Here is a 20613-nt window from a genome sequence, read left to right as displayed (position 1 = left end):
ACAACTACCGAGGACCGATCATGAACCGACCACTGTTTTCCACCCTTGCCCTGGCCATTTCGCTCGCGTTCGGCATCGCCGCCTGCGGCGGGGGCGGCGGCCACCACGACACCGGAACGCCGATGCCCACGCCCACGCCGGGCGTGCCGGTGGTGCCGGGCGACGTTTTTGTCTTGACCGCCAGCAACAAGCTGATTTCCTTCAACCGCGACATGCCCGGCACGGTACGCACCACCGCCACGATCTCCGGCCTGCAGGCCGGCGAAAACCTGCTCGGCATCGACTTCCGCCCGACGGACGGCAAGCTGTATGGCGTGGGTTCGACGGGCCGCCTGTACACCATCGATACCGCGAGCGGGGCCGCCACGCTGAAAGCCACATTGATGGCCGACGCGGCCGATACCACCGAACCGTTCACGGCTTTGGCCGGCACCGACTTCGGCGTGGACTTCAACCCGGTCGCCGACCGGCTGCGCGTGGTCGGCAACATGGGGCAAAGCCTGCGCATCAATGTCGACACGGGCGCCACCACCACCGATGGCTCGATCAATGGCGGCGCCGCCACGACGCAGGTCACCGCATCGGCGTATACGAATTCGTTCGCCGGCACGGGCACCACCACGCTGTACGCGCTCGATACCGTGACCGACATGCTGTACATCCAGAACCCGCCGAACAACGGCACGCTGGCTACGCCCGTCGCGCTGGGCATCGACGCCGCCGCGGCCAACGGCTTCGACATCGATGCGCGCACCAACATGGGCTACATGGTGGCCACCGTGGCCGGCGCGCGCAACCTGTACAGCATCAACCTGGCGGCAACCTCGGCCCCTGCCACGCTGGTGGCCGCGGTGGGCGGCTCGGAAGACATCCGCGGCATCGCGCTGAAGCCGGCCCAGGCACCGGTGGTGCATGGCCTGACAGACGACAACCGCCTGGTGGCCTTCAAGGTGGCCACGCCGAACACGATCGACACCACGGTCGCCGTATCGGGCCTGAATGGCGGCGAAACGCTGCTGGGCATCGATATCCGGCCGAAGGACGGCATGCTGTATGGCATCACTTCGGCCGCGCGCATCGTGACGATCGATCCGGCGACCGGCGTCGCCACCGTGAAAGCCACGCTGATGGCCGACACCGCCGATACCACCGCGCCCTACTCCGCGATCGCCGGCACCGCGTTCGCCGTGGACTTCAACCCGGTGGCGGATCGCCTGCGCGTGATCGGCAACATGGGCCAGAGCCTGCGGATCAATGTCGATACGGGCGCGACGACCACCGACGGCGCCATCAACCGCGCGAGCGGCGCGGCCATGGTCACGGCGGCCGCCTATAACAACAGCATCGCCGGTGCGACGGCAACCATCCTGTTCGACCTGGACACGGCTACCGACGTGCTGGCGATGCAGACGCCGCCGAACGACGGCACGCTGGTGGACGTGGGCCGGCTGGGCGTGGATGCCGCCGGCGACGTGGGCATGGATATCGCCGGTGGCGCGAACGGCCTGGCCCTGGCGGCACTGCGCAGCTCGGCCACGGGTCCCAGCACGCTGTACCGGATCGACCTGATGTCCGGCGCAGCGACGCCGGTCAACGGTGCCGCGACACCGGCGACGTCGGTGATCGGCAGTGGCTTGCCGGGCTTGCGCGACATCGCCATCGCGATCAAGTAAGGAGGCAGGGCCGCGCCTACATGACCTTCACGGCGCGGCCGATGTAGAGGATCGGTCCCGTCGGGCGGCTGATCGGCGAGCCCTGCTCCGGTTCCAGCGTGATCTCGAACAGCTGGTTCGGCTGCAGCGGCGGCAGTTTATCCAGCCGCACGTCGACCGCCCGGCCCGGCGTGACGAGGCCCAGCGAGACCGGGCCACTCCAGCCATCGGCCTTGGTCCACAGTTGCAGCGCGCGCTGCGCCGGCACGGCGGTCTTCACCAGCGGTTCGAGGCGGATCGAATTCGGCCCCGTGGCGCGGATCACCCAGCCCGGCGCCGCGTTCTGCGGCGTGGCCAGCACCACCATGTAGTTCGGCGCTTCCGGCGCCTGCATGCGCACGCCCACCACCACCGCCATGATCGCCGCGGCCGCGAAGCCGCCGGCGGCCAGGCCGCGCCACAGATCGAGCTTGTTCCACCAGCCGGTTCCGGGTGCCTTGCCGCGCACAGGCGCGGTTGCCGGTACCGCCGGTGCCGCCGCCGTCGACGCTTCGATACTGCGCTCGATGCGCGCCCACAGCGCGGCCGATGGCTCGACCGGCTCGGCCAGTTCCGTCAGCGGCAGCAGCCTTTGTTCCCAATAGGCGACGGCGGCACGCAGCGCGGCATCGTCCGGCAAGGCCTGCTCGACTTCGCGGCGCCGTTCGGCCGGCAAGGTGCCGAGCACGTATTCGCCGGCGACTTCGTGGGGATCGCGGATCGGGCTCATACCATGCACTCCCGCAGCGCCGTGAGGCCGCGCTTGATCCATGCCTTGACGGTACCCAGCGGCGACTTCAGGCGTTCGGCGATTTCACTGTGCGAGCAGCCGTCCACGTACGCATACAGGATGCTGTTGCGCTTGGCCGCATCGAGCTGTGTCAGGCAGTGTTCCAGGCGGCCGAGGTCTTGCCGCAATTCGAAGGCATCGGCGATGTGCGCCGTGGCGTCGCTGTCGATGCTATCCAGCGCTTCCTCGTCGTCGACCAGCACTTCGCGCGCACCGCTGCGGATCGCATCCAGTGCCTGGTACCGCACGATGCTGTAGATCCAGCCGCGGCCCGCGCCACGGGCGGCATCGAAGCTGCCCGCTTTCGTCCAGATGCTGACGAAGGCGTCGTGCAGCACATCCTCCGCCGCCTGGCGCTCGCGCACGATGCGCAGCGCCACGCCCAGCAGGCGCGGTGCCTCCTGGTCGTACAGCATGCGCAGCGACTGGCGGTCGCCGCGCGCGCAGCCGCGCAAGGCGGCTTCGTAGTCGAACTGGTCGGGGGCGATGGGCACGGGATTCCGTCGTCAGGTGGTGGGCGGAAACCATGCCCGGTGTGGGCGATTATATATTGAAGAGACCGGTGCACGAATGAGACCGGTGGGGCACACGGACGTTGCGCGCGTGCCCACGCTCTCTGGTTACGCGAACTTCGTGAAGTCCGGCTTGCGCTTCTCGAAGAACGCCGAAAACGCTTCCTTCGCCTCGGCGCCCTGCAGCATCTCGAAGAACAGCTTGCTCTCCTCGGCGATGATGGCTTCCAGCTGCGCCTTGCGCGAAGAAGTCATCAGCCGCTTGGTGGTGCGGATCGACGCGGCGGGCAACGCGACCAGTTTCGCGGCCTGTGCGCGGGCATGGTCCAGCACCTCGGCGGCGGGCAGCACCTTCGAGACGATGCCCATGTCGTAGGCTTCCTGCGCCGTGAACGGCTCGCCCAGCATCAGCTTCTCGGCGGCGCGCGCGTGGCCGCCGGCCAGCGGCATCAGCAGCGAGGAGCCGAATTCCGGGCACAAGCCCAGCTGCGTGAACGGCACCGAGAATTTCGTGCCGTCGGCCGCGTAGACCAGGTCGCAGTGCATCAGCAGGGTAGTGCCGATGCCGATAGCCAGGCCGCTGACGGCGGCGACCACCGGCTTGGCCGATCCGGACAGCGCGCGCATGAACTGGAACACGGGGCGGTCGCCGAAAGCGCCGGTGTAGGTAGCCGCCGTCTTCATGAAATCTTCCAGGTCGTTCCCGGCCGTGAAGGCTTCCGGCTTGCCGGCCAGGAGGATGGCGCGCACGTCGGTGTCGTCCTGGGCGGCGTTGATAGCATCGGCCAGCGACTGGTACATCGCCGAGGTGATCGCGTTCTTGCGTTCGATGCGGTTGAATTCCAGCGTGAGGATGCCGTTGGCCTTGCTGACTTCGATCGTCATGTCTCTTCCTTCTTCCAGATGAATAAAGGGCGCCGGGAATCATATCCACGGCGCCCTTTTGTTGCTAGCGGGCCACCGGCTTCATACCAAACCCCACTGCGAAACCTGGGGTCAGACCCGACGGGTCTGACCCCGGCTTCTGCTGTTGGGGTAAGGATGCACCGGCGGCGCCTTGTTTATTTTTACACGCGTTCGATGATGCCCGCGGCGCCCATGCCGGCACCCACGCACATCGTGACCATGCCGTACTTCAGGTTGTTGCGACGGAGGGCGTGCACGACGGTCGCGGCGCGGATAGCGCCGGTCGCGCCGAGCGGATGGCCCAGCGCGATCGCGCCGCCCATCGGGTTCACCTTGCTCGTATCAAGATTCAGGTCGCGGATCACGGCCAGCGCTTGCGCCGCGAACGCTTCGTTCAGTTCGATCCAGTCCAGCTGGTCCTGCGTGATGCCGGCGGCGGCCAGCGCTGCCGGAATCGCCACCTTCGGGCCGATGCCCATGATTTCCGGCGGCACGCCGCGGACGGCGAACGACGAGAACTTGGCCAGCGGCGTCAGGTTGTGTTCGCGCAGGATCTTCTCGGAGACCACGATCAGCGCGCCGGCGCCGTCGGACATCTGCGACGACGTGGCCGCCGTCACGGAGCCCTTGGCGGCGAACACCGGCTTCAGCTTGGCCATGCCTTCGGCCGATGCATCGGCGCGCGGACCTTCGTCGTTCTCGACCAGGCGCTTCGATACCTTGATCTCGCCGGTCTTCAGGTCCGGCGTGCGGGTGATGGCTTCCACCGCGGTGATCTCGTCCTTGAACAGGCCGGCCTGCTGGGCGGCGATGGCGCGGCGGTGCGATTCCAGGCCGAACGCATCCTGGTCTTCGCGGGAGATCTTCCACTGCTTGGCCACGTTCTCGGCGGTCAGGCCCATGCCGTAGGCCAGGCCCACGTTCTCGTCCCTGAACGTCTCCATATTAATTGAGGGGTGGTGGCCCATCATCGGCACCATCGACATCGATTCCACGCCGCCGGCGATCATCACGTCGGCTTCGCCGACGCGGATGCGGTCGGCCGCCATCGCCAGCGCGGTGATGCCCGATGCGCAGTAGCGGTTGACGGTGACGCCGCCCACGGTGTTCGGCAGGCCGGCCAGCACCACGGCGTTACGCGCCACGTTGAAGCCCTGCTCCGCTTCCGGGAACGAGCAGCCGATGATCGCGTCGATGATCAGGGCGGGGTCCAGGTTCGGCACGGCGGCCATGGCGCCGCGGATCGCGTGCACCAGCAGGTCGTCCGGACGGGTCTTGTTGAACACGCCGCGCGGGGCCTTGCCGATCGGGGTGCGGGTCGCGGCGACGATGTATGCGTCTTGCAGTTGTTTGCTCATGTTTTTTCCTTGATGTCAGCCGCGGGGTTCAGTTGCGCACCGGTTTGCCGGTCTGCAGCATGCCCATGATCCGTTCCTGCGATTTCGGGTTGTTCAGCAGTTCCAGGAAGGCCTTGCGTTCCATGTCCAGCAGCCACTGCTCGGACACCACGCTGCCCTGGTCGATGTCGCCGCCGGACACGATCTCGGCGATCATGTCGCCCAGCTTGTAGTCGTGGGCGGAGATGAAGCCGCCATCGCGCATGTTGACCAGCTGGCCGCGGATCGTGGCCCAGCCGTAGCGGCCGGTGACCGTGACCGGGCGCTGCAGCGGTGCGCGGTAGCCGGAATCGAACATCGAGCGCGCGGTGACCTTCGCCACGTGCAGCAGCTCATACGGGTTGAAGACGATGATGTCGTCTTCCTTCAGGTAACCCATCGCCTTGGCTTCCAGCGCGGATTTCGACACGTTCGCGGTGGCCGCGTTCATGAAGCCCGTCTTCAGGAATTGCAGGATGTCGTTGCCCTTGGCTTCCTTGGCGGCGCGTGCCGCCGCTTCCTTCAGGCCGCCGCCGGCCGGGATCAGGCCCACGCCCACTTCCACCAGGCCGATGTACGACTCGATCGACGCCACGCGGCGCGACGCATGCAGCGCCATCTCGCAGCCGCCGCCCAGTGCCAGGCCGGCCACCGCGGCCACCACGGGCACGTTCGAGTACTTCATCGCCATGAAGGTGTTCTGCAGGTCCTTGATCAGCGGATCGAGCGCCTTCGGGCCACCGGCCATGAAGGCCGGCAGGGCCGATTGCAGGTCGGCGCCGGCGGAGAACGCGCCGCCTTCGGCCGCGTCGGTACCCCAGATCACCAGGCCCTTGAAGTTCTTCTCGGCTTCGGCGAGGCCGCGCTTCAGGCCGTCGATGACGCCCTGGCCGATCACGTGCATCTTGGTCTTCAGCGAGATCACCAGCACGTCGTCGCCGGAATGCCACAGGCGCACGTCGTTGTCTTCGAACACGGTGGTGCCGGCTTTCGACGGGTCGGTGTCGCCGCTGCCCAGTACCGGTGCGCGGAATGCCTGGCGTTCATAGACGGCCAGGTTCGAGCGCGGCACGTAGCTGTTCGACTTGGCGGAGTACGAGCCTTCCGGCGTATGCACGCCCTTGTCGGCCACTTCAAAGACCCACGCCGGCAGCGGAGCGTCCGTCAGCGCCTTGCCTTCTTCGATATCCTGCTTCACCCACTCGGCGATCTGCTTCCAGCCGGCGGCCTGCCACGTTTCGAACGGGCCGACTTTCCAGCCGAAGCCCCAGCGCATGGCGAAGTCCACGTCGCGCGCGTTGTCGGCGATCGTGTCCAGGTGGTAGGCGATGTAGTGGAACGCGTCGCGGAAGATCGCCCACAGGAACTGGCCTTGCGGGTTGGTCGATTCGCGCAGCGCCTTGAATTTCTTGACCGGATCCTTTTCCTTCAGGATGCGGGCAATGATGTCGGCAGCCTTGCCGCCACCCGCCACGTATTCGCCGGTGGCGAAGTCCAGGCGCTGGATATCCTTGCCGACCTTCTTGTAGAAGCCGCCGCCGGCCTTCTGGCCCAGCGCACCCTTCTCGATCAGCTTCGCCAGGATGTCGGGCGTCTTGTAGACGCTGGCGAACGGATCGTCCTTCAGGTTGTCCTGCATGGTCTTGATCACGTGGCCCATCGTGTCCAGGCCGACCACGTCCGCCGTGCGGAAGGTGCCGGACTTGGCGCGGCCCAGCTTGGCGCCGGTCAGGTCGTCGACGACGTCCACCGACAGGCCGAATTTCTCGGCCTGGTGGATGGTGGCCAGCATGCCGAAGATGCCGACACGGTTGGCGATGAAGTTCGGCGTGTCTTTCGCACGCACCACGCCCTTGCCCAGCACGGAGGTCAGGAAGGTTTCCAGCTGGTCCAGGATTTCCGGACGGGTCGCTTCGGTGGGGATCAGTTCCACCAGGTGCATGTAGCGCGGCGGGTTGAAGAAGTGCACGCCGCAGAAGCGCGCCTTCAGTTCCGCATCGAAGCCTTCGGCCAGCTGGTGGATCGGCAGGCCGGACGTGTTCGACGCGAAGATCGCGTTGGCGCCGATGTACGGGGCCACTTTCTTGTACAGGTCGTGCTTCCAGTCCAGGCGCTCGGCGATCGCTTCGATGATCAGGTCGCAGCCGGCCAACTGGTCCAGGTTGTCCTCGTAGTTGGCGACCTGGATCAGCGCGGCGTCTTCCTTGTCGCCCAGCGGTGCCGGCGACAGTTTTTTCAGGTTCTCGATGGCTTTCAGGACGATGCCGTTCTTCGGCGTGCCTTCCTTGCCTGGCAGGTCGAACAGCACGACCTGCACCTTGGCGTTCACGCAGTGGGCGGCGATCTGCGCGCCCATCACGCCGGCGCCGAGCACGGCGACTTTTTTGACAGTGAAATTGGTCATTGTTGTTGTCCTTGGTCTGTTAGAACAGGTCGGCGTCCAGCGCCATCAGGTTCGATGCGCCCGAGCGTGCCTGGCGGATCAGCATCGCGGTTTCCGGGTACAGGCGGCCGAAGTAGAAGCGCGCGGTGGCCAGCTTGGCCTTGTAGAACTTGTCGTCCGAATCCTGCTTCTCCAGCGCGATCTTGGCCATCTGCGCGAAGAAGTACGAGAACACCAGGTGGCCGGCAACGCGCAGGTAAGGCACGGCGGCGGCGCCCACTTCATCCTGGTTCTGGAAGGCCTTCATGCCGATTTCCATCGTCAGCTTGGTGACTTTCTCGCCCAGGTCGCCCAGCGGGGTAACGAATTCGGACATCGCTTCATCGGTGCCGTTGTCTTCGACGAAGGCGCGGATCTTTTCGCCGAACTTGCGCAGCTTCGAGCCGTTGTCCATCAGGATCTTGCGGCCCAACAGGTCGAGCGACTGAATCGTGTTCGTGCCTTCGTAGATCATGTTGATGCGCGCGTCGCGCACATATTGCTCCATGCCCCATTCGGCGATGTAGCCGTGGCCGCCGAACACCTGCATCGCTTCCGAGGTGGCGATCCAGCCGTTGTCGGTGATGAAGGCTTTCACGATCGGGGTCAGCAGGGCCACTTCATCGGCGGCTTCCTTGCGCACTTCCTCGTCCGGGTGGTTCAGTTCGCGGTCGATCTGCAGCGCGACATAGCTGGTCAGCGCGCGGGCGCCTTCGGCGAACGCTTTCGCCGTCAGCAGCATGCGGCGCACGTCCGGGTGCACGATGATCGGGTCGGCCGGCTTGTCGGCCGCCTTCACGCCCGACAGGGAGCGCATCTGCAGGCGGTCTTTTGCATAGACCAGCGCATTCTGGTAAGCCACTTCGGTCAGGCCCAGCGACTGCATGCCAACGCCCAGGCGGGCCGCGTTCATGAACACGAACATGGCGTTCAGGCCCTTGTTCGGCTGGCCGATGATCCAGCCCTTGGCGCCGTCCAGGTTCATCTGGCAGGTGGAGTTGCCGTGGATGCCCATCTTTTCTTCGATGGCGCCGCAGAAGATCGGGTTGCGCTCGCCGATGCCGCCATTCCCGTCCGGCAGGAATTTCGGGACCAGGAACAGCGAGATGCCCTTCGAGCCTTCCGGTGCGTCCGGCACGCGGGCCAGCACCAGGTGCAGGATGTTTTCCGACATGTCATGCTCGCCGGCCGAGATGAAGATCTTGTTGCCGGTGATGGTCCAGGAACCGTCGTCGTTCGGCAGCGCCTTGGTGCGCAGCAGGCCCAGGTCGGTGCCGCAATGCGGTTCGGTCAGGCACATGGTGCCGGTCCATTCGCCCGACACCAGCTTCGGCAGGTAGGTCTTCTTCTGCTCGTCCGTACCGTGTTCCTTCAGGCACTCGTAGGCGCCATGCGACAGGCCCGGGTACATCGTCCATGCCTGGTTCGACGAGTTCAGCATCTCGTAGAACGAGTTGTTCAGCACCACCGGCAAGCCCTGGCCGCCGTATTCGGGATCGCACGCCAGCGCCGCCCAGCCACCTTCCACGTACTGCTTGTACGCTTCCTTGTAGCCTTTCGGCGTGGTGACGGTCTTGGCTTCGGCATCGTGGTGGCAGCCTTCGCGGTCGCCGGAGTGGTTCAGCGGGAACAGCACTTCGGACGTGAACTTCGCGCCTTCTTCCAGCACGGCGTTGATGATGTCGGCATCGGTCTCGGCGTGGGCCGGCAGTTCCTTGAGCTGCTCTTCCACCTTCAGGAACTCATGCAGAACGAATTGCATATCCCGGATTGGCGCGACGTATTGACCCATGTTTATCTCCTGCGACTGTAGGCTAAGTGTGATTGATGCCGCACCTTGTGGATGCGGCAGGTGTTATGACTGTAAATTCAAGACTGATAGTTTTCGACCAGGCGGTTGAAGCCGACCGTGGCGCGTTCGACGGCGCCGGGGATGCGCAGGAAGCGGGCATCGTGGTGCACGGCCAGGATCAGGCCATACATCTCGTACACCAGCTGCTGCGCATCGGTATCCGCCTTCAGGTGACCGCACTCTATCGCCTGCTGCGTGGCGCGCAACAGCGCGCCCTGCCAGGCACCGACCATCGTTACCAGCGCTTCGCGGATCGGGCCCGGGCGGTCGTCGTACTCGACGGCGCCGCTGATATAAATACAGCCGGACGCGATCTCGACGGACACGCGCTTGACCCAGTGCGCGAACATCATGCGCAGGCGCGGCAAGCCGCGCGCTTCCTTGATGCTGGGGTAGAACACTTCTTGTTCGAAGCGGCGGTGGTAAAGCTTCAACACTTCCAGCTGTAAATCTTCACGCGAGCCAAAGTGGGCGAATACGCCCGATTTACTCATGTTCATCCGGTCCGCCAGCAAGCCGATGGTCAGGCCTTCCAGTCCGTCACGGCTGGCCAGGTCCAACGCCACGTCGAGGATGGCGGCGCGGGTCATTTCGCCCTTGCGCATGAATTTTGTCGAAGTATTGATGGCTAAGTTACTCACTTTGGCGTCCGGCTTCAGGAGAGAAAGGAACTTCGATTTTCCCCCGGCAGGTTTGCTTCGTGTGAAAAAAATTACGAACGCTCGTACTATTATCCAGGGCTGGATAAATGTCAAACGGGATCGTTAGAGGTGGCGTTCTATTTTGCACCCGGCCTTGCGCGCGGGGGTTGACAGCGGATTTTACGCTGGGAGGAATGGCGGGCGGCACACCGGTGTCTGACACCATTTTCGGGAAAAATCACCCCGAAAATAGTGTCAGACACCTGACTTTGTCGCAGGCGCTGGATGTCGGCTGCCTGCACATCCGCGGCTGTGGATGTCGGCTGCTCGCGCACCCGAGGCAGTGTTAGCAGGGGTGACTGGCTCCATTTTTTGGGGCGATGTTTCCCAAAAAATGGTGCCTGTCACCGGTTTTCACCACCGGAACGGCCGAAGTCAAAAAATGGTGCCTGGAAGGAGTGACGGCATGCATGCCGTCACCGCTTGACAGGCGCGGAGCATGCTCCGCGAAACCCCTGTCAAGCCACCGGTTTTCACCACTACAGCGAACGAAGTCGCTCGGGGTGAATCCAAGCGCTTCCAACTTCCTGAAGGAAAACCTTACTCCCCATGGTCGATCTGGTCCCGGGCACGCCGGTCGCGCTTGGTGGGCCGGCCCTTCAGGTCGGCCGCCGGTTCGTGGAACAGCTTGCGCCGTTCCGCTTCCTTGGCGCGCCGTGCCAGCGATTCCTCGCTTTCCTCATACAGGGTGCGGGCGATCGGCGCGCCCTGCCGCTGGTCCGAGAGGCCGACCACCAGCACGTCCCATTCGTCGGAACCGTTGTTGATGTAGAGCTTTTCGCCCAGCTTGACGAGCCGCGCCGGCTTCACGCGGTCGCCGTTGATCTTTACTTTACCGTTGTCGATCGCGTCGATGGCCAGGTTGCGGGTCTTGAAGAAGCGCGCCGCCCACAGCCATTTGTCGATCCTTACGTTATCCATCAAGCGTATTTTCCCACTGCAAAAATGCGCATCAGCGTGCGGTACACCACGTAGGCGATCTCGTAGCCGATGCGGCGGAAGCGGCCGACGTGCTGGAATTCGTGCGCGTGGATTTCCACGCCTTCGGCCAGGGCCACCTCGATGTGCCTGCGCAAATCCTTGGCGAAGGCGGCATCCTTGATCACGACATTCGCTTCCTGGTTCAAGAAAAGGCTCAGTCCATCCACGTTGGAAGAGCCGACGGTGGCCCATTCATCGTCGATCACGGCCACCTTGGCATGGAGCTGGGTCTTGCGATACTCCACTACCCGCACGCCGGAGGCCAGCAGTTTCGGATAGAACGAATGCGCCACCGCATCCTGCAGCCAGTGCTCGCCCACGCCGATCAGCAGGATCACTTCGACGCCGCGCTGCGCCGTTTGCGACAGCGCGCGCCGGAACTTGCGGCCGGGCGCGAAATACGGGTTCGCCAGCAGCACGCTCTTGCGCGCCGCGCCCATGGCTTTCAGGTAGGCGCGCTGGATGGTGTTGCGGTTGCGCAGGTTGTCACGCACCACGAAGCCGGCATGCACGGTGGTGCTGGCTTCCGCGGCGGCCTTGTTGGCGCGGCGCGTTTCCTGGTACAGGCCGATCCGCTCGGTGAGCGGCATCCGGCCCAGGCGCCGCCATTGCGCCACGGCTTCCTTGTGGATATTCGCCACCAGGGGCCCTTTCACCGCCACGGCGAAATCCCAGCGTGGCGCGGACAGGCTGATGGCGTGGTTGTAGTCGCAAAACATGTCGTCGTTGACATTGATGCCGCCCACGAAGGCGATGCAGCGGTCGACGACGCAGATCTTGCGATGGGTGCGCGAAATGCCGCGCTTGAACCACGGATTGAAGATACGGTGCCCGACACCCGCCTCGAGCAATTGCGCGTGCATCCGCTTGACCCGCCCGGCACCGGTGCCGAACCAGTCGGTGATCATGCGCACCGTAACGCCCCTCCTCGCCGCGCGCATCAGCGCGGCCTGCACGGCTTGCCCTGTTTCATCGTCCGCGAAGATGTAAGTCTCGAAGTAAACGTCATACTGCGCGGCATCGATCGCTTCCATCAAGGCAGGGAAGAATTCGGTACCGCAGTGCAGGAGTTTGACTTCGTTGTCGGCGATGAAATCGACAGGGCGCATAACGCTATAACAGTTTCAGGGTAGCGACGAGCGGTGCATGGTCCGACAGCTTGGCCCAGATCGGACCATGCAGGACCTGCGCCGATTCTACCTCGAAGCCGCGGACGTAGATGCGATCCAGGCGAAAGAAGGGCAAGGCGGATGGGAAGGTGCGGGCCGGACGGACCGCCGCCTGCCGCCGCGCCAGGGTACGGACCAGGTCGCCCAGGCTGGAGCCGGCACCGATCTCGTCGAAGACCTCGACCACTCCCAGCGCCTTGCGCAGTTTGGCGCTCAGCGTGTTGCGCCAGTCATTGAAATCGCCGGCGATGATCACCGGCTCGTTATTGGGTGCGGAAAGGTTCACCGCGTCGATCAGCGCCTCCACCTGCCGCACGCGGCTGCGTTCGAACAGGCCCAGGTGGATCACGTAGCAATGCACCACGCCCTTGGGCGTTTCCACGATCGAGTGCAGGATGCCGCGCGCTTCATAGGCATGGTCGGAAACGTCGGTATTGGTCCACTTGGCGATCGGGTACTTCGACAGCAGCGCGTTGCCGTGGTGGCCATGGTCGTATTGCGCGTTCAGGCCATACACGGACTGGTGCGATTCGCCCGCGAAGAATTCATGCTGGCTGCGCTCGGGCCAGTGCTTGGGCCCGTGGCGCTCTTCGCCGAAGCGGGCGGCGATCCGGTCGTGCTGCCCCTGCACTTCCTGCAGGAAGATCAGGTCGGCATCGAAGGCGGCGATGGCCTGCTTGAGTGCGAGCACCCGCGGCTTGCTGCGGTAGGACACGCCCTTGTGGATATTGTAGGTGGCGACTTTGATCTTCATGAAAGCCATTCTAGCGCCAACCGTGCTCTTTCATCCCGGGCAATCGTGCGGCGGCGAATTCATGCATGAATCCGCGGCGGCACCCTGCAGGCCTGCCCCGCGGCCCGGCGCCGCGTCAATTTCTCTACTTTACTCCGTCCCGTGGTTTTCCTGCATGGCAACTGCGCCAATTGTGTGCCATTCGCACTTTTGTTGCTGCCGAGGTGAGAGGAATGGCCTATAGTCTATTCAACAGAGGAACTTCGAGTTTCCGATACTAACTGACGCGAACGGGAGGCTTTATGGCGATCAGAACTTTCTGCACGACGCTTTGCGCTGCGCTGGCCACGCTGGCGGCAGCATCCACCCCGGCGTTTGCCATGCTGCCGGATACGCATCCAGCCACTGCCGGCACCACGGTTGCCGGCGCACCGGGCCACGGCAACGGCGCGCCCCAGCAGGCCGCCAGCCGCCTGGTATTTGAAACCGATGCGCCGATCGGCATGGCCGGCACGGACCAGGGCGCGCCAGCTCCCGGTTCGGTATCGCTGTTCAACCAGACCGGCGCCTACTTCGGCGAATTCCTTGCCGGCGATCTGGCCTACCGTCCGCAGGCCCAGGGGGAAAGCGAGCCCGAACCCGGCAGCCTGCCCCTGCTGGGCGCGGCCGGTGTCGCGCTGCTGATCGCCCAGCTGCGGCGCTCGCGCCGGCCAGCCGTGCGTTGAGATCCGCCGTCAGCGCCCCAGCATGCGCGGCAGTTGCAGGATGGCTTCGGCGTTCGACGCGCTGAAGCACTTGTCCGCCGCCGCGAGATGGGGCAGCCACACGTGCGCGGTGTGCTCGCGTGGCGACAGCATGATGGGGATATCGCGCGGCACTTCCACGCTGAACACGTGCTCGGTGTTGTGGGTGACACCGGGCGCGTAGCGGTGGCGCCAGATCGGGTAGATCTCGTAGACGTTCGATAAATGCCAGTCGCGCAGCGCGATGTGCTGGCCATCGGCCACGATGCCGGTTTCCTCGAACAGCTCGCGCGTGGCGGTGCCCGCCAGCGGTTCGTCGACGGCATCCAGCGAGCCGGTGACGGATTGCCAGAAACCGGGGTGACCGGCGCGCTCGATCAGCAGCACCTGCAGGTCGGCCGTGTGGATGACGACCAGGACGGAGATGGGGATTTTCGGGGGTTTGGTCATACGCTAAAGGGCTGCGTCGCTTGCTTGCCCCAACGGCAAATGCCGGGGTCGGACCCGTCGGGTCCGACCCCAGGTTTCGCATCTGGGGTCATTGCGATGAATCGACAGGCATGAAAAAAGGGCGCCGAGGCGCCCTTTCACTTTTTAGCCAGCCACTTTCGGCTCGGCGGCGCGCAGGCGGATGTGCAGCTCTTTCAGCTGCTTCTCGTCCACTTCCGATGGCGCGTGCGTCAGCAGATCCTGGGCGCGCTGCGTTTTCGGGAAGGCGATCACGTCGCGGATCGAGTCCGACTTCGTCATCAGCGTGACGATGCGGTCCAGGCCGAACGCCAGGCCACCGTGCGGCGGCGCGCCGTACTGCAGCGCGTCGAGCAGGAAGCCGAACTTCAGGCGTGCCTCGTCCGGACCGATCTTCAGCGCGCGGAACACTTTCGACTGCACGTCTTCGCGGTGGATACGGATCGAACCGCCGCCCAGTTCCCAGCCGTTCAGCACCATGTCGTAGGCCTTGGCGATGCAGGCGCCCGGGTTGGTTTCCAGCAGGTCTTCGTGGCCATCCTTCGGCGCGGTGAACGGGTGGTGCGTGGCGGTCCAGCGGTCGTCTTCCTCGTCGTATTCGAACATCGGGAAGTCGATCACCCACAGCGGAGCCCACACGTCGTCGAACAGGCCGTTCTTCTTGCCGAATTCGCTGTGGCCGATCTTCACACGCAGCGCGCCGATCGCGTCGTTGACGACCTTCGCCTTGTCGGCGCCGAAGAAGATCAGGTCGCCGTCTTCGGCACCCGTCAGTTCCAGGATCTTGGCCAGCGCTTCGTCGTTGATGTTCTTCACGATCGGCGACTGCAGGCCGTCACGGCCCTTGGCCTTCTCGTTGACCTTGATGTACGCCAGGCCCTTGGCGCCGTAGATGGCGACGAACTGGGTGTACGCGTCGATTTCCGAACGCGGCATCTCGGCGCCCTTCGGCACGCGCATGCCCACCACGCGGCCGTTCGGCAGGTTGGCGGCGGCGGAGAACACCTTGAAGTCCACCGACTTCATCACTTCGGTCAGTTCGGTGAACTCGAGCTTTACCCGCATATCGGGCTTGTCCGAACCGTACTTGCCCATGGCTTCCGAGAAGTCCATCACCGGGAACGGGTTCGGCAGGTCGATCGACAGCGTGTTCTTGAAGACCTTGCGGATCATGTCTTCGAACAGGTCGCGGATTTCCTGCTCGTTCAGGAACGAGGTTTCGCAGTCGATCTGCGTGAATTCAGGCTGGCGGTCGGCGCGCAGGTCTTCGTCGCGGAAGCACTTGGTGATCTGGTAGTAGCGGTCGAAGTTGGCCACCATCAGCAGCTGCTTGAACAGCTGCGGCGATTGCGGCAGCGCGAAGAACTGGCCTGCGTTCACGCGGGACGGCACGAGGTAGTCGCGCGCGCCTTCCGGGGTGGACTTGGTCAGCGTCGGCGTTTCGATGTCGATGAAGCCCAGCTCGTCCAGGTACTTGCGCACTTCCATCGTCACCTTGTAGCGCAGGCGCAGGTTGTTCTGCATCTGCGGGCGGCGCAGGTCCAGCACGCGGTGCGTCAGGCGGGTGGTTTCGGACAGGTTGTCGTCGTCCAGCTGGAACGGCACGGCCACGGACGGGTTCAGCACCTCGAGCTGCGAGCAGACCACTTCGATCTTGCCGGACTTCAGGTTGTTGTTGACGGTACCGGCCAGGCGATCCTTGACGATGCCGGTGACGCGCAGGCAGTACTCGTTACGCACGGACTCGGCCGTCTTGAAGACGTCCGCCTGCTCCGGATTGCAGACGATCTGCACCAGGCCTTCGCGGTCGCGCAGGTCGATGAAGATCACGCCGCCGTGGTCGCGGCGACGGTGCACCCAGCCGCACAGGCTGACGGTTTGGCCCAGCAGGGCTTCGGTGGTGAGCCCGCAGTAGTGAGTACGCATTGACATGGTTATTTCTCGTTCAGGTTAATTTGAGCTGTAGTTGAGCTGGACAGCAATGGGGTCATTCGGGCGCATCATTCGGACGCTTCATTCGGGAGAGACCACACCCATCGATACGATGTACTTCAGGGCGGCGTCGACGGTCATGTCGAGCTCCACCACGTTTTCGCGCGCCATCATCAGGAAGAAACCGGAAGTCGGGTTCGGCGTCGTTGGCACATACACGGAGACATAGTCTCCCACCAGGTGGTTTTTGACGTCGCCACCGGGAGCGCCCGTCAGGAACCCGATCGTGTACGAGTCCGCGTGCGGGTACGGAATCAGCACGGCCTTGCGGAAGGCGTTGCCGGACGAAGAAAACAGCGTGTCCGACACCTGCTTCACGCTGCCGTACAGCGAGCTGACGACCGGAATCCGGTGCAGCAGCTTCTCCCACAGCCGCAGGATGTAGTTGCCGATCAGGTTGTTGGCCAGCAGGCCGACGACGAACACGATGAGGATGGTCAGGATCGCGCCGAAGCCGGGAATGTCGAAGCCCACCAGCGTGCGCGGCTGCCAGCGTTCCGGGACGAACAGCAGCGACTGGTCCAGCGTGCCGATGATGATGTTCAACACCCAGGCCGTGATGGCCAGCGGCACCAGGACCAGCAACCCCGTCAGGAAGCACTTGCGAATCGTGTTCATCAGCACCTTATTTCTTGTCGCCCGTGCCGGTTGCCGCCGGCACGGTCGGCGCCGCGGGCGCAGGCGACGAGGCAGCCGATGATTCCGTTTTCGAACCGTCGCCATTCGAACCGTCGGCTTTCGCCACACCGCCGGCCACGCCGGTGGCTGGCTTGTTGCCGCCACGGAAATCGGTCACGTACCAGCCGGTGCCCTTCAATTGAAAGCCGGCCGCGGTCAACTGCTTCTTGAAGGTGGACTTGCCGCAAGAGGGGCATTCCGTGAGCTGCGGATCGGAGATCTTTTGCAGCACATCCTTGGCAAAGCCACATTCCTCGCAGCGGTAGGCATAGATAGGCATCTGTTACTCCGCAAAAAACATCAAAAACCCTGAATTATAAGTGTTTTTGCGGACACAGCCTCACTTGCCGGAGGCAAAACCAGTGACAGGCTCCGTTTTTGCAGAAATGTTTCAAAAAGGGTGGCCTGGAATGGTCGAGGCCGTGTCAGGCGGGCATTGCAGGGAGTGGCGCAGGGGTTTCGCAGAGCACTGCTCTGCGCCTGCAGAACGGTGCAGCCCTGCAGGGCTGCACCTTCGGGCAGCACCGCTGCTCGCCTGCAATGCGGTGATCCCTTGCAAGGGATCACTCCTTCCATTGCAGGGAGTGGCGCAGGGGTTTCGCAGAGCACTGCTCTGCGCCTGCAGAACGGTGCAGCCCTGCAGGGCTGCACCTTCGGGCAGCACGGCTGCTCGCCTGCAATGCGGTGATCCCTTGCAAGGGATCACTCCTTCCAGGCACGCTGACACGGGCTCAGCTATGGAAGCGCTAGCGGCGCCGCCACTCCATCCACCGCTCCTGGCCGTCGAAGACGGGCAGCGAATCGGGGACGGGTTCGTCCTCGACAAGCGTGAAATGCGGCGCCAGCAGCGCGTCCAACTCGGCGCGGGCGATGCCGAACGGCGGGCCCTTGGGCGTGTCGCCGAAGAAGAAATAGCCGGCCAGCAAGCCGTCGTGCGGCAGCAGGTCGGCCCAGCGCTGCACCACGCGCGGCTGGTGTTCCGGCGGCAGCGCGCACAGGAAGGCGCGTTCGTAGATCACGTCCAGTGCCTGCGGCGGTTGCCAGGCGAAGAAATCGGCCTGCACGATCCGCTCGGGCCAGCGCTTGACCACCTGTTTCGCCCGCGCCACCGCGATGGGCGAGAAATCGATGGCCAGCGCTTCCCAGCCGGCCTCGCACATCAGGTCCAGCTCGTAGGCGGAGCCGGCACCCGGGATCAGGGCGACGGGCGGCACGACCGCCGCATCGGCCGCGGCATCGCGCGAAGCGACCAGGCGGCGCAGCTGCTCGGGAATGCCGCCCAGGTCCCAGGGCATGAACTGCTGGGCGAAGCGTTCATCCCAAAAACCGGGATCGAGGGGGTCGCGCGTATCGAATTCAGGCATTCACATCACTCCATGCCAGCGCAGCCAGGCCTGGAAGCCGACGGCCCCAGCCACGAATGCACCGACGAAATAAACGAAAAAGCTCAGTAAACGGTTGGTGCGGCGCTGCTCTTCCGCAAGTTGCCGCAGCAACTCGTTGGTACTGTTGTCGCGCTCGCCCAGCGCCGTCAGCGCCTGATGCGTCAGGCGCGGCAACTGCGGCAGGATGTGCGAATACCGGGGCGCTTCCGCCTTCAGCTTGTCCACCAGCCCGCGCCAGCCCACCTGCTCCGATACCCAGCGCTCCAGGTGCGGGCGTGCGGTCTTCCACAAATCCAGGTCCGGGTCCAGCACGCGGCCCATGCCTTCGATATTGAGCAGCGTCTTTTGCAGCAGCACCAGCTGAGGTTGCACCTCGACATTGAAACGGCGCGATGTCTGGAACAAGCGTAGCAAAATCTGGCCGAACGAGATGTCCTTCAGCGGCCGGTCGAAGATCGGTTCGCAACACGCCCGCACGGCCGCCTCCAGCTCGTCGACCCGGGTGTCCTTGGGCGCCCAGCCCGATTCGATGTGGGCCTCGGCCACCCGCTTGTAGTCGCGGCGGAAGAACGCCAGGAAGTTCTGCGACAGGTAATCCTTGTCGTAGTCGTTCAGCGTGCCGACGATGCCGAAGTCCAGCGCGATGTAGCGGCCGAACGTGGCCGGGTCGATCGACACGAGGATATTCCCCGGGTGCATGTCGGCATGGAAGAAGCCATCGCGGAACACTTGCGTGAAGAAAATCTCCACGCCATCGCTGCTGAGCTTTTTCATGTCGACGCCGGCTTCCACCAGCCGGTCGATCTGCGACACGGGGATGCCGGTCATGCGTTCCATCGTGATCACGTCGCTGGAGCAGTAATCCCAGTACATCTCGGGCACCATCAGCAGGTTCGACTCGGCGAAGTTGCGCCGCAGCTGGGCCGCGTTGGCGGCCTCGCGCATCAGGTCCAGCTCGTCGTGCAGGTACTTGTCGAACTCGGCGACCACTTCCTTCATCTTCAGGCGGTGGGCATCCTTCCACAGCCGGTTGATCATGTCGGCGGCCAGGTTCATCAGGGCCACGTCTTCGTCGATCAATTTCTTCATGCCGGGGCGCAGCACCTTGACGGCGATCGGCGTGCCGTCCGGCAGCGCGCCGAAGTGCACCTGCGCAATCGACGCCGAAGCCACCGGCACGCGCTCGAAACGGGCGAACAGCTGGTCCGGGTGGGCCCCCAGCGAACGCTCGATCTGCGCCACCGCCAGGTCGGAATCGAAGGGCGGCACGCGGTCCTGCAACTTGGACAGTTCGGCGATCAGGTCGGGAGGCAGCAGGTCGCTGCGGGTGGACAGCACCTGCCCCAGCTTCACGAAGATGGGGCCCAGCTCTTCCAGCGCCATGCGCAGGCGGATGGCCCGCGCCGTCGAGATATCGCGCCAGAAAAAGGCCGTGTCGAAGAAGCGGTTGATGCCGGGCTTGTCGAAGCCGGAAATCGCGATTTCGTCGAGGCCATACTTGACGATCACGCGCAGGATTTTGAACAGGCGAAGGAATTTCAGGATCATCGAGGGTGGACGCTTTGCTTGGTTTTATTGTTGATCTTCTGTTCCAGCTTTTCCAGCCGCTTGGCGAAACGCTCGACATCGTCGCGCAGGCGCGTGACGTCGCCGGCGAAAGCCTGGGCTGTCACGGGCCGTACGAGCACCGGGTTTTCCTCGAGAAAGTACTCGGCGACGTTTTCCGTTGCCTTGCGGTGCCCGTTCTTCAGCGATGCCAGCGCCGATTTCGCGCCCGCCACCATGCGCACCGCCGCCACCGGCCCTACCAGCTTCTCCAGGTCGTGCTCGGCCTCCCAGCGCAGCGCCTGCGACAGCCGCGAGATCGCGTTGGCGAATTCGGCATCGCCTTCGATCTGCACATAGGAAAACGCCCGCTCGCGGTTTTGCGCGATCAGCGGCAGGTCGGACAGCTTCATCCGGATCGTGACGGCGGCCGCCTGCCCGGCAGTCGCGGCCTCGACCATACCGTCCGCGGCCACGCGCAGGCGCAGCTCGACGGGCGACGCATCGATGCGGGCCACCCTGCCCGCGTATTGCTTCAGCTCGGCGCGAGCCCAGGGCTCCTGCGCCAGCAGGTGGTTGATGGTGGCGGCGGCCGGCATCGACAGGGTCGGCAAGGCACTGGGGAATGGGAACATGTGGTCAGCGACGCAAATTAGGGAGCGCAAAAAA

The 20613-nt window shown here is 64.3% G+C and carries 19 protein-coding genes; 2 read left to right on the top strand and 17 right to left on the bottom strand.

Annotated elements, in window-relative coordinates; translation table 11 throughout:
* Positions 1-20: 20 nt before the first annotated feature.
* On the top strand, positions 21-1673 hold the full coding sequence (locus OU994_RS04370; protein WP_281609766.1) for a DUF4394 domain-containing protein: 1653 nt from the start codon (positions 21-23) through the stop codon (positions 1671-1673).
* A gap of 16 nt (positions 1674-1689) precedes the next feature.
* Here the strand turns inward: OU994_RS04370 and OU994_RS04365 are convergent, their stop codons facing one another.
* The 10 genes from OU994_RS04365 to OU994_RS04320 all read right to left on the bottom strand — a co-directional run bounded on the left by OU994_RS04365 (position 1690) and on the right by OU994_RS04320 (position 13154).
* Positions 1690-2421, bottom strand: a complete 732-nt coding sequence (locus OU994_RS04365; protein ID WP_281609765.1) for an anti-sigma factor domain-containing protein — start codon at positions 2419-2421, stop codon at positions 1690-1692.
* Positions 2418-2975 carry a sigma-70 family RNA polymerase sigma factor gene (locus OU994_RS04360; RefSeq protein WP_281609764.1) on the bottom strand — a complete coding sequence of 186 codons (558 nt, stop codon included), beginning with the start codon at positions 2973-2975 and terminating at the stop codon, positions 2418-2420. The genes OU994_RS04365 and OU994_RS04360 overlap by 4 nt, the downstream gene beginning before the upstream one ends.
* 126 nt (positions 2976-3101) lie before the next feature.
* Positions 3102-3878, bottom strand: a complete 777-nt coding sequence (locus OU994_RS04355; RefSeq protein WP_281609763.1) for an enoyl-CoA hydratase — start codon at positions 3876-3878, stop codon at positions 3102-3104.
* A gap of 182 nt (positions 3879-4060) precedes the next feature.
* Entirely contained in the window at positions 4061-5257 is a 1197-nt protein-coding gene (locus tag OU994_RS04350; RefSeq protein WP_281609762.1) for an acetyl-CoA C-acyltransferase, read from the bottom strand.
* Positions 5258-5285: 28 nt separating this feature from the next.
* Positions 5286-7679, bottom strand: coding sequence for a 3-hydroxyacyl-CoA dehydrogenase/enoyl-CoA hydratase family protein (locus OU994_RS04345; RefSeq protein ID WP_281609761.1), 2394 nt, complete (start codon positions 7677-7679; stop codon positions 5286-5288).
* Positions 7680-7698: 19 nt separating this feature from the next.
* A complete protein-coding gene (locus tag OU994_RS04340; RefSeq protein ID WP_281609760.1) occupies positions 7699-9489 on the bottom strand; it encodes an acyl-CoA dehydrogenase C-terminal domain-containing protein in 1791 nt (596 codons plus the stop codon).
* A gap of 77 nt (positions 9490-9566) precedes the next feature.
* Complete coding sequence (locus OU994_RS04335; protein ID WP_131147996.1) at positions 9567-10154, bottom strand: TetR/AcrR family transcriptional regulator; 588 nt, start codon at positions 10152-10154, stop codon at positions 9567-9569.
* Between the two features lie 636 nt (positions 10155-10790).
* A complete protein-coding gene (locus tag OU994_RS04330) occupies positions 10791-11171 on the bottom strand; it encodes an RNA-binding S4 domain-containing protein (RefSeq protein WP_131147997.1) in 381 nt (126 codons plus the stop codon).
* Positions 11171-12340 (bottom strand): cardiolipin synthase ClsB, encoded by a 1170-nt coding sequence (clsB, locus tag OU994_RS04325; protein WP_281609759.1) that lies wholly within the window; start codon positions 12338-12340, stop codon positions 11171-11173. The genes OU994_RS04330 and clsB overlap by 1 nt, the downstream gene beginning before the upstream one ends.
* Positions 12341-12344: 4 nt before the next feature.
* The gene (locus OU994_RS04320) at positions 12345-13154 is read right to left on the bottom strand and encodes an endonuclease/exonuclease/phosphatase family protein (protein WP_131147999.1); all 810 of its coding nucleotides are present in this window, start codon (positions 13152-13154) and stop codon (positions 12345-12347) included.
* A 281-nt stretch (positions 13155-13435) separates the two neighbouring features.
* Here OU994_RS04320 and OU994_RS04315 point away from each other — a divergent pair, with 281 nt between their 5' ends.
* Positions 13436-13858 carry a PEP-CTERM sorting domain-containing protein gene (locus OU994_RS04315; RefSeq protein WP_281609758.1) on the top strand — a complete coding sequence of 141 codons (423 nt, stop codon included), beginning with the start codon at positions 13436-13438 and terminating at the stop codon, positions 13856-13858.
* A 9-nt stretch (positions 13859-13867) separates the two neighbouring features.
* Here the strand turns inward: OU994_RS04315 and nudB are convergent, their stop codons facing one another.
* The 7 genes from nudB to OU994_RS04280 form a co-directional block, all read right to left on the bottom strand.
* Positions 13868-14326, bottom strand: a complete 459-nt coding sequence (gene nudB, locus OU994_RS04310) for a dihydroneopterin triphosphate diphosphatase (protein WP_281609757.1) — start codon at positions 14324-14326, stop codon at positions 13868-13870.
* A 144-nt stretch (positions 14327-14470) separates the two neighbouring features.
* Entirely contained in the window at positions 14471-16276 is a 1806-nt protein-coding gene (gene aspS / locus OU994_RS04305) for an aspartate--tRNA ligase (RefSeq protein WP_281609756.1), read from the bottom strand.
* A gap of 81 nt (positions 16277-16357) precedes the next feature.
* Positions 16358-16945, bottom strand: coding sequence for a DUF502 domain-containing protein (locus OU994_RS04300; RefSeq protein WP_131149357.1), 588 nt, complete (start codon positions 16943-16945; stop codon positions 16358-16360).
* Positions 16946-16961: 16 nt separating this feature from the next.
* Positions 16962-17294: an FmdB family zinc ribbon protein gene (locus OU994_RS04295; protein ID WP_281609755.1), complete on the bottom strand. Its 333-nt coding sequence runs from the start codon at positions 17292-17294 to the stop codon at positions 16962-16964.
* Between the two features lie 466 nt (positions 17295-17760).
* On the bottom strand, positions 17761-18378 hold the full coding sequence (locus OU994_RS04290; protein ID WP_281609754.1) for a methyltransferase: 618 nt from the start codon (positions 18376-18378) through the stop codon (positions 17761-17763).
* On the bottom strand, positions 18379-19947 hold the full coding sequence (gene ubiB / locus OU994_RS04285; protein ID WP_281609753.1) for a ubiquinone biosynthesis regulatory protein kinase UbiB: 1569 nt from the start codon (positions 19945-19947) through the stop codon (positions 18379-18381).
* Positions 19944-20579 carry an SCP2 domain-containing protein gene (locus OU994_RS04280; RefSeq protein ID WP_229420570.1) on the bottom strand — a complete coding sequence of 212 codons (636 nt, stop codon included), beginning with the start codon at positions 20577-20579 and terminating at the stop codon, positions 19944-19946. Before OU994_RS04280 ends, ubiB begins: the two co-directional genes overlap by 4 nt.
* Positions 20580-20613 lie beyond the last annotated feature (34 nt).

The sequence above is a fragment of the Pseudoduganella sp. SL102 genome (assembly GCF_027856995.1).
Classification (GTDB): Bacteria; Pseudomonadota; Gammaproteobacteria; order Burkholderiales; family Burkholderiaceae_D; genus Rugamonas; species Rugamonas albidiflava.
This window is presented reverse-complemented; position numbering and strand designations above follow the sequence as displayed.